This is a genomic window from Novosphingobium sp. BW1 (assembly GCF_008107685.1).
GTDB lineage: Bacteria > Pseudomonadota > Alphaproteobacteria > Sphingomonadales > Sphingomonadaceae > Novosphingobium.
In genome coordinates, this window is record NZ_VIRF01000128.1 from 79,478 (window position 1) to 86,954 (window position 7,477).

Sequence of the window (7,477 nt, forward strand, 5' to 3'; positions counted from 1 at the left end):
ACAAGAGATTGTATGCAAGGCCAACAATAACGAATGGGAACGACCTGACAAGGCGTCCTGAGAGAGATGGGAAGAGAGACGCGATGGCAGTAGCGAGTGCCGGTATCGAGCCGTTCGAGCCTGCGGGCAGCGAAGCGCAAGGGGCCGCCGGTCAGGATGCCGTCGAATCGCGCGAATGGCCCAAGCCCTCCAGCGCCTACTGGGCACTGGCCGTGATTGTCCTGGCAACCTTTCTCACCTTCTTCGACCAGGTCGTGTTCGGGATGATGGCCGAGCGGATCAAGTCCGATTTCGGGCTGACCGATTCGCAGCTGGGCTTCCTCGCTGGGCCCGCCAGCATCATCTGCTACCTCTTCGTCGGCATTCCGCTCGCCCGCCTCGCCGACATCTGGCCGCGCAAGTACGTGCTCTCAGGCGGCGTCGCAGTGATCGGCCTTGTCACCATTGCGGGCGGCATCGCGCAGAACTTCATCCAGTTCGTGGGCAGCCGGGTGTTCCTGGCCGCAGGTGGTTCGGCGCACGCGCCCGCGTCCTATTCGCTTCTGGCGGACATGTTCCCGCCCAAGAAGATCACCCGCGCTTTTGCCATCCTGCAATTGGGCTTCATCGGCGGATCGACGCTGGGGCCGCTGCTGGGCGGCCAGTTGATCGCGATGACCTCGCACTGGGAGCCGACGGTCTGGGGCTCGTTCCGCATTTATTCCTGGCAGTGGATCCTGATCTGGACGGGCCTTCCCGCCTTCTTCTTCGCGCTCCTGTTCCTGACCGTGAAGGAGCCCACGCGCCTGATCATTCCGGGAATGATGAATACCGTGCCGGAAAACGCCTCGCTCTCGCGCCGCATCCTCACCTTCACGGGTCTCGACGCAGCCAAGGCGATCCACGCCAACCGCAGGGTCTATTACCCGCTGTTCTTCGGCCTCGCGCTGAGCGCGATCGAGACCTTCGGGCTTTCGTTCTGGCGCGTGCCCTTCATGATCCGCACCTACGGCTGGAGCGAGGCGCAGATCGGCGCGGTGATCGGCGGCATGACGCTCGTCGCCTCGCTGCTCGGCCTGGTCCTGGGCGGTACGTTCGTCGAATGGCTGGCCAAGCGCCGCAAGGACGCCAACGTCTTTGCCGCCACGATCTGCTTTGCGGTCGTCACCGTGTGCTCGATCCTCTCGCCGCTCATGCCCAACGGCTATGCCGCGCTCGGTGTCGCCTCGTTCGGCGCGATGTTCGGGATCGCGGGCGCGGTCCCCCAGAACGCGGCGATCCAGCGCGTCGCGCCCAACGCCATGCGCGGGCAGGTCACCGCGATCTACCTGTTCATGTTCACCTTCTTTGGCGCGATGGGCAGCTTCGTGATCGGCCTTGTCGCCCAGTATGTCGTTGCCGACCCGGCCAAGCTGTGGCTGGCGCTGGAGATCACCGCCCTCGCCCTGCTGCCGCTGGCGACCTTCTGCATATACCGGGCGATCCGCCCCTACCGCGAGGAGATCGAGCGTCTCGAAGCGCTGGGCCTGTGACCCTGCCCCCCAACCAAACAACGATAATCCCAGGAGAGAGGAACCCCATATGACCGATACCGCCCGCATCGAGGCCCTGGAAAACCAGGTCGCCGATCTGGCCCGCCGCCTGACCGTGCGCGAGGACGAGCTGGACGTGCGCAAGCTGCAGCACCTCTACGGCTATCTCATCGACAAGTGCATGTACAACGAGACCGTCGACCTGTTCACCGACGATGCCGAAGTGCGCTTCTTCGGCGGCGTGTGGAAGGGCAAGGAAGGCGCGCGCCGCCTCTATGTCGAGCGTTTCCAAAAGCGCTTCACCCACGGCAACAACGGCCCCATCGACGGCTTCCTGCTCGACCATCCGCAGCTCCAGGACATCATCACTATCGATCCCGACGGCGTGACCGCGCACGCGCGTGCCCGTTCGATGATGCAGGCCGGGCGCCACAAGGACTACCTCACCCCCGACAACCCGATGATGGCCAACCCGCGCCAGTGGTGGGAAGGCGGCATTTACGAGAACACCTACAAGAAGGTGGACGGGGTCTGGCGCATCCACGTCCTCAACTACTTCCCGCACTGGCACGCCGACTTCGACAAGGGCTGGGCCTATACCGAGGCCGAATACGTGCCTTTCCCCAAGGTGCTCTACCCCGAGGACCCGAGCGGCCCCGACGCGCTGATCGAGGACCACTGGCTCTGGCCCACCCACAAGCTGCTGCCTTTCCACATGCCGCACCCTGTGACCGGCAAGGAAATGGTGGCCGAGCGCTGGCAGGGCGACATCGACCGCGTCAAGGCCAAGGCGGACGCCCAGGCGGCCGAGTAGGCCGACCTCGGGTCCTGACGGCAGGGCTCCCTCGCGCCGCTTCGTCCCCCTCTGGCGCGAGAGGCCCCTGCCCGATGGCCTTTTCCGTTTACCCGATCCCTCCAGCCGCGCGGTGAGGCATGAGCGAATACCCTGAACTGTACCTTATGATCGATGGTGAGCGCCTGTCCGGCGCCGACCGCATGACCCACGATGTCCTGAACCCGGCCACCGGCGAGACCATCGGCAAGCTCCCGCTCGCGACGAGCGCCGACCTCGACCGCGCGCTGGAGACAGCCGCGCGCGGCTTTGCCATCTGGCGCAAGTCGACGCCCCAGGAACGCGCGAACGTGCTGAACGGCGCCGCGCGCCTGATGCGCGAGCGCATGGAGGACATCGCGCGCATCGCCGTCCTCGAACAGGGCAAGACGCTCATCGAGGCGCGCATCGAGGTCGGCATGAACATCGGCCTTTTCGAGTTCTATGCCGGTGAGGTCTTTCGCATCTACGGCCGCACGCTGGTGCGCCCTGAAGGCATGCGTTCAACCGTGGTGCATGAACCTGTCGGCCCGGTTGCGGCCTTTGCGCCTTGGAACTTTCCTATCGGCAATCCAGGCCGCAAGCTCGGCGCGCCGATCGCGGCGGGCTGCTCGGTCATCATGAAGGCGGCCGAGGAGACGCCGGCAAGCGCGCTCGCCGTACTGCAATGCCTCTATGACGCCGGGCTTCCGACCGAAGTCGCGCAGGCCGTCTTCGGCGTGCCCGACGAAGTCTCGCGCCACCTCCTTGCCAGCCCCATCATCCGCAAGCTCTCGTTCACCGGCTCGACCGTGGTCGGGCGCCAGCTCGCCAAGCTCGCGGCCGAGGATTTCAAGCGCACGACGATGGAACTGGGTGGTCACGGGCCGGTCCTCGTCTTTGCCGATGCCGACATTGAGCGCGTGCTCGATACCGCCGTCCCGCAGAAGTTCCGCAACGGCGGACAGGTCTGCGTCAGCCCCACCCGCTTCATCGTCGAAGCGCCTGTCTACGAGGCCTTCCGCGAAGGCTTTGCGAACCGGGCGGCGGCCTTGCGGATCGGCCCCGGGCTCGAACCGGAAAGCCAGATGGGTCCGCTTGCCAACCCGCGCCGGGTGGAGGCCATCGACACGCTCATCCGCGAGGCGATGGACGCGGGCGCGCGCCTCCACACCGGCGGCGAGCGGCTGGGCAACCAGGGCTTCTTCTACCAGCCCACGGTCCTCTCCGACGTGCCGCAGACCGCGCGCATTATGAACGAGGAACCGTTCGGCCCGGTCGCGCTCCTCAACCGTTTCGAGAGCGAGGAGGCAATGATCGCCGAGGCCAACCGCCTGCCCTACGGCCTTGCGGCTTATGCCTGGACGAGCAACGCCGCACGCCAGAAGCGCCTTTCGGCTGTCATCGAGGCGGGCATGGTCGGCATCAACACACCCATGATCGGGGGCGCGGACAGCCCCTTCGGCGGGGTCAAATGGTCAGGCCACGGGCACGAGGACGGGCCCGAAGGCATCATGGCCTGCCTCGTCACCAAGGCTGTACACGAAGGATAACAAAAACATGACGGGAGAGCTCAAGACCGGCGGTGACAAGGGTTACCTTCGCATCGCCACCGAAGAGGCCTTCGCCACGCGCGAGCAGATCGACATCTACCTGCGCATGGTGAAGAACGGGAGCGCGGACAAGGGCATGGTCTCGCTCTGGGGCTTCTACGCGCAGAGCCCGAGCGCGCGCGCGATGACCATCATTGAGCGCCTGCTCGACCTTGGCGACAAGCGCCTTGCCGACATGGACGCCCATGGCATCGACAAGGCGATCCTCGCGCTCACCTCGCCCGGCGTGCAACCCCTGCTCGACATGGACGAGGCCAAGGGCATCGCGCTGTGCGCCAACGATTACCTGGCCGAACGTTGCCAGGCCCACCCCGACCGTTTCATCGGCATGACCGCCGTTGCCCCGCAGGACCCGGAGTGGTCCGCCGCCGAAATCCGGCGCGGCGCGAGGGAGCTGGGCTTCAAGGGCGTGCAAATCAACAGCCATACACAAGGCGAATACCTGGATGCGGCGAAGTTCGATCCGATCTTCCGCGCGCTCGCCGACGTCGGCCAGCCGCTCTACATCCACCCCTCGACCCCGCCCGATGCCATGATTGACCCCATGCTCGAAGCCGGGCTCGACGGCGCCATCTTCGGCTTCGGGGTGGAGACGGGGATGCATCTCCTGCGCCTCATCACCAGCGGCATCTTCGACCGCTATCCCGACCTCCAGATCATGGTCGGGCACATGGGCGAAGCGCTGCCCTACTGGCTCTACCGGCTCGACTACATGCACCAGGCGGGCGTGCGCTCGAACCGCTACGAATGCATGAAGCCCCTGAAGAAGACGATTGCCGAGTATTTCCGCTCGAACGTCCTCGTCACCAATTCGGGCATGGCCTGGGAACCCGCAGTCAAGTTCGCGCAGCAGGTCATGGGGACCGACCGGGTGATGTACGCCATGGACTACCCTTACGAAGTCGTCGCGCAAGAGGTCCACGCCATGGACGCGATGGACATGCCCTTCGACGCCAAGCGCCAGTTCTTCCAGACCAACGCCGAAAAATGGTTCAACCTGTGAAGGCCAACGTAACCCCGAGTTCCCCGCTCCCCGCGCGCGACGACAGGATCGGCAGGACCGGCTGGCGCATCCTGACGCTGATCTGCGCGGCCCAGGCGATGAGCCTGCTCGACCGCCAGATCCTCTCGATCCTTGCCAGCGACATCCGCGCAGATCTGAACATCGGCGATGCCGAACTGGGCCTTCTTTACGGCACCGTCTTTGCGCTCTTCTACGCGCTCTTTTCGCTCCCGCTGGGACGGCTCGCCGATGGCTGGATACGCACGAAACTGCTCGCGATCTGCATCGCGATCTGGTCGGTCTCGACGCTGATGGCGGCCTTTGCCTCGGGCTTTGCGCTCCTTGCCCTCTCGCGCCTCGGCGTCGGGATCGGCGAAGCCGCCGCCCAGCCGACCGGCAACAGTCTCATCTTCGATGTCATCCCCAAGGGACGGCGCAGCTTTGCCATGGCCGCCGTCGCCATTGCCATTGCGCTGGGCCTTGGCGCCTCGATGATGCTGGGCGGGATCGCTGCGGACTGGTGGAACCACGCCTTTACCACCGGCGCACCGCTCGGCCTATCGGGCTGGCAGTTCGCCTTCGTCGTGGCCGCCCTTCCCGGCTTCATCCTCGTGCTCCTTCTCCTGCGCCAGCCCGAGCCCGAACGCGGCAAGAGCGACGGCATCGCGACAAAGGCGGACCCGGCCCCCTTCAAGGCCAGCCTCGCGCTCTTTGCCGCCGTCGCCCCCATCACCAACTGGGCCATGCTGCACCGGCGCGGGGCTCCTGCACGTAGCTGGATCGCGAACATCACAGGCCTTGCCCTCATCGTGGCCGCCTGCACCACAATCGCAAAGCTGGCGCAGCACTTCTCGCCGCGCCCGGCCATCGATTTCGGCGTCCTCGCCATCAACCCGCACGTCCTGCAATGGAGTGTGGTCGGCTTCGGGGCCTTCGTGATCCTGAACCTGTTCCAGTCGCTGAAGCTTTCCGATCGCCCGGCCCACGCGGCCATTGCCTCGCCCACGCTGCTGCTCCTGATGGGCGCGGGCGCGCTGCAATATGCGATCAACTACGGGGTCATGGGCTTCACGCCGTCCTTCCTGATGCGCAGCTACGGCCTCTCTGCGCGCGAGACCGGGCTCAACTTCGGCCTCCTCTCGGCGGGCCTGGGCATGCTGGGGCCGCTGGTGGCCGGGCCGCTGGCCGATAAGGCCAACCGCTACCTTCCGGGCGCGGGCCGCATCGGCCTCACCCTCGCCTCGCTCGGCTTCTCGCCGCTGCTGGCGATCTGGGTCTACACCGCGCCCGAGGCAAGCAGCTTCTACTTGCGCTTCACGCTCTATTCGCTGGTGCTGACGATGTGGATGCCCCCGCTCTACGCGATGATGTACGACCTCGTCCTGCCCCGCATGCGCGGTGTGACAAGCTCGGCCTTCGTGATGATCTCGACGCTGAGCGGCCTTGGCATCGGCCCCTACGCGGTGGGCATGATCAGCGATGCCAACGGCGGCAACCTGGGCTCGGCGATCCTCTCGGTAAACCTCGTCGCCCCCGTGATCGTGGTCTGCCTCATCCTCTCCATGCTCTGGGTAAAGCGCGATGAAAACAGCCTCGTCGAGCGCTGCCGCGCCGCCGGGGAGCCGGTGTGACGCACGGCCTTCCGGCAGCAGCAAAGTGCAGAAGGAAAGGGAAATTCAAGGGGTCATCCCCCCTTGACCCCATCCCTGGCAACCGCACCTCGCGCAGCCGGGACCGCGTCGGATCCGCAAGGTAGCCGGTCAGGGCAGACAGAAATCGAAAGAAGCCAGAAGAAATGAATTCCGAGGGCCATCGCCCTCGGGCTCCCGGAACTGTCGACCGCAGCTTTGCCTATCCACCTCGCTCCACAAAGTATGGCCGTTGCAATCGAACCGGCCTATCCAGAGTGTCATCGTCGGGCCGGTAGGGGACTGTCGGGTTTGGGCTTGGCATATAGCTAAGCTGCCCTTCGCTTGCATCGTCTACCAACTTTTTACTGCCACAATATGTTAGCTGTTAATCCAACGCGGCCTTCAGCGGATGGCTACAGTATCACAGCCTGTCGATTATTTCTTTCATAAGATGCCGTAAACCAGTCGACTTCGGCGGTGTCATTTTCTGACCACAGAAGTGGCTCGGTTTGTCTGAACAGCCTTTGACGTTTGATAAGTGGATCGTCTGCGGTTTGGTTGTTCAAGCTGGCGCCTGCGGGGCGTCATGGAGGTCGGGCGTAGCCCGGCCGGAGTGACGCCCCGCAAGTCGCGGCCAATTCACGCTGCCACGGCCTGTGGCAGATTGTCAAAGTAGGTTTGATCGGGCGTACGTCCGCCGAGGCTCGAGTGAGGTCTCCGGGCGTTGTAGAAGCCCAGGTATCGGCCGATCGAACTGCGCGCTTCGCTGACGCATGCGTAGGCGTGCAGGTAGACTTCCTCGTACTTCACCGAGCGCCACAGCCGCTCGACCACGACATTGTCGCGCCAGGCGCCGCGGCCGTCCATGCTGATGGCGATACCCTCGCGCCGCAGCACGCCGGTGAAGG

The 7,477-nt window shown here is 65.0% G+C and carries 6 protein-coding genes; 5 read left to right on the forward strand and 1 reads right to left on the reverse strand.

The window, feature by feature from the left end; genetic code table 11:
- Positions 1-83 precede the first annotated feature (83 nt).
- The 5 genes from FMM79_RS20930 (at position 84) to FMM79_RS20950 (ending at position 6,569) form a co-directional block, all read left to right on the forward strand.
- Positions 84-1,511, forward strand: a complete 1,428-nt coding sequence (locus tag FMM79_RS20930; RefSeq protein WP_148629443.1) for an MFS transporter — start codon at positions 84-86, stop codon at positions 1,509-1,511.
- A gap of 49 nt (positions 1,512-1,560) precedes the next feature.
- Positions 1,561-2,325, forward strand: a complete 765-nt coding sequence (locus FMM79_RS20935; RefSeq protein WP_148629444.1) for a nuclear transport factor 2 family protein — start codon at positions 1,561-1,563, stop codon at positions 2,323-2,325.
- Positions 2,326-2,444: 119 nt separating this feature from the next.
- Positions 2,445-3,875, forward strand: coding sequence for an NAD-dependent succinate-semialdehyde dehydrogenase (locus FMM79_RS20940; protein WP_148629445.1), 1,431 nt, complete (start codon positions 2,445-2,447; stop codon positions 3,873-3,875).
- A 7-nt stretch (positions 3,876-3,882) separates the two neighbouring features.
- Positions 3,883-4,938, forward strand: coding sequence for an amidohydrolase family protein (locus FMM79_RS20945; RefSeq protein WP_148629446.1), 1,056 nt, complete (start codon positions 3,883-3,885; stop codon positions 4,936-4,938).
- Positions 4,935-6,569 carry an MFS transporter gene (locus FMM79_RS20950; RefSeq protein ID WP_240339347.1) on the forward strand — a complete coding sequence of 545 codons (1,635 nt, stop codon included), beginning with the start codon at positions 4,935-4,937 and terminating at the stop codon, positions 6,567-6,569. Before FMM79_RS20945 ends, FMM79_RS20950 begins: the two co-directional genes overlap by 4 nt.
- A gap of 639 nt (positions 6,570-7,208) precedes the next feature.
- Here the strand turns inward: FMM79_RS20950 and FMM79_RS20955 are convergent.
- Positions 7,209-7,477, reverse strand: a 269-nt coding sequence (locus FMM79_RS20955; protein ID WP_148625125.1) for an integrase core domain-containing protein, incomplete at its 5' end; no start/stop codon positions are given.

Excerpts from the sequence above, each read along its gene's own strand:
- FMM79_RS20940 (WP_148629445.1), top strand. The coding sequence starts at position 2,445 with ATGAGCGAATACCCTGAACTGTACCTTATGATCGATGGTGAGCGCCTG.
- FMM79_RS20930 (WP_148629443.1), top strand. The coding sequence starts at position 84 with ATGGCAGTAGCGAGTGCCGGTATCGAGCCGTTCGAGCCTGCGGGCAGC.
- FMM79_RS20935 (WP_148629444.1), top strand. The coding sequence starts at position 1,561 with ATGACCGATACCGCCCGCATCGAGGCCCTGGAAAACCAGGTCGCCGAT.
- FMM79_RS20945 (WP_148629446.1), top strand. The coding sequence starts at position 3,883 with ATGACGGGAGAGCTCAAGACCGGCGGTGACAAGGGTTACCTTCGCATC.